Below are 1631 nucleotides of genomic sequence, written 5' to 3' on the forward strand. Positions count from 1 at the left end.
AGCTAACCGGTCCCCTTAACGTTCCAGCACCGGGCAGGCGTCAGTCCGTATACATCGCCTTACGGCTTCGCACGGACCTGTGTTTTTAGTAAACAGTCGCTTCTCGCTGGTCTCTGCGGCCGGCCCCAGCTCAGACAGTAAATGTCGTCACCAGTTCCGGCCCCCCTTCTCCCGAAGTTACGGGGGCATTTTGCCGAGTTCCTTAACCATAGTTCACCCGAACGCCTCGGTATTCTCTACCTGACCACCTGAGTCGGTTTGGGGTACGGGCCGCCATGAAACTCGCTAGAGGCTTTTCTCGACAGCATAGGATCATCCACTTCACCACAATCGGCTCGGCATCAGGTCTCAGACACGTGTTGTGCGGATTTGCCTACACAACGTCCTACACCCTTACCCCGGGACAACCACCGCCCGGGCTGGACTACCTTCCTGCGTCACCCCATCGCTCACCTACTACCCTGTTGGGTCACCGGCTCCACCACTCCTCTTCACCCGAAGGATCCGAGACGGCTTCGCGGGCTTAGCATCCAGAGGTTCGACGTTGGCGCTTCAAAGCGGGTACGGGAATATCAACCCGTTGTCCATCGACTACGCCTGTCGGCCTCGCCTTAGGTCCCGACTTACCCTGGGCAGATCAGCTTGACCCAGGAACCCTTGGTCAATCGGCGCAAGAGTTTCCCACTCTTGTATCGCTACTCATGCCTGCATTCTCACTCGTGAACCGTCCACAACTCGTTTCCACGGCTGCTTCACCCGGCACACGACGCTCCCCTACCCATCACAACCCTCGTTGGAGGTTAATGTTGCAATGACACGGCTTCGGCGGTGTACTTGAGCCCCGCTACATTGTCGGCGCGGAATCACTTGACCAGTGAGCTATTACGCACTCTTTAAAGGGTGGCTGCTTCTAAGCCAACCTCCTGGTTGTCTCTGCGACTCCACATCCTTTCCCACTTAGCACACGCTTAGGGGCCTTAGCCGGTGTTCTGGGCTGTTTCCCTCTCGACCATGGAGCTTATCCCCCACAGTCTCACTGCCGCGCTCTCACTTACCGGCATTCGGAGTTTGGCTAAGGTCAGTAACCCGGTGGGGCCCATCGCCTATCCAGTGCTCTACCTCCGGCAAGAAACACACGACGCTGCACCTAAATGCATTTCGGGGAGAACCAGCTATCACGGAGTTTGATTGGCCTTTCACCCCTAACCACAGGTCATCCCCCAGGTTTTCAACCCTGGTGGGTTCGGTCCTCCACACGGTCTTACCCGCGCTTCAACCTGCCCATGGCTAGATCACTCCGCTTCGGGTCTTGGGCGCGCTACTCAATCGCCCTATTCGGACTCGCTTTCGCTACGGCTACCCCACACGGGTTAACCTCGCAACACACCGCAAACTCGCAGGCTCATTCTTCAAAAGGCACGCAGTCACGACCAGTCGTCCGAAAACGCTGGCGACGCTCCCACGGCTTGTAGGCACACGGTTTCAGGTACTATTTCACTCCGCTCCCGCGGTACTTTTCACCATTCCCTCACGGTACTGTCCGCTATCGGTCACTAGGGAATATTTAGGCTTAGCGGGTGGTCCCGCCAGATTCACACGGAATTTCTCGGGCTCCGTGCTACTTGGGAACA

The 1631-nt window shown here is 57.3% G+C and carries 1 rRNA gene; it reads right to left on the reverse strand.

Going from position 1 to position 1631, the window contains the following annotated elements:
• A 23S ribosomal RNA gene (locus tag IF29_RS0141020) occupies positions 1–1631 on the reverse strand; the annotation flags it as partial.

Origin of the sequence: Streptacidiphilus jeojiense (assembly GCF_000719095.1) — a bacterium.
GTDB lineage: Bacteria > Actinomycetota > Actinomycetes > Streptomycetales > Streptomycetaceae > Streptacidiphilus > Streptacidiphilus jeojiensis.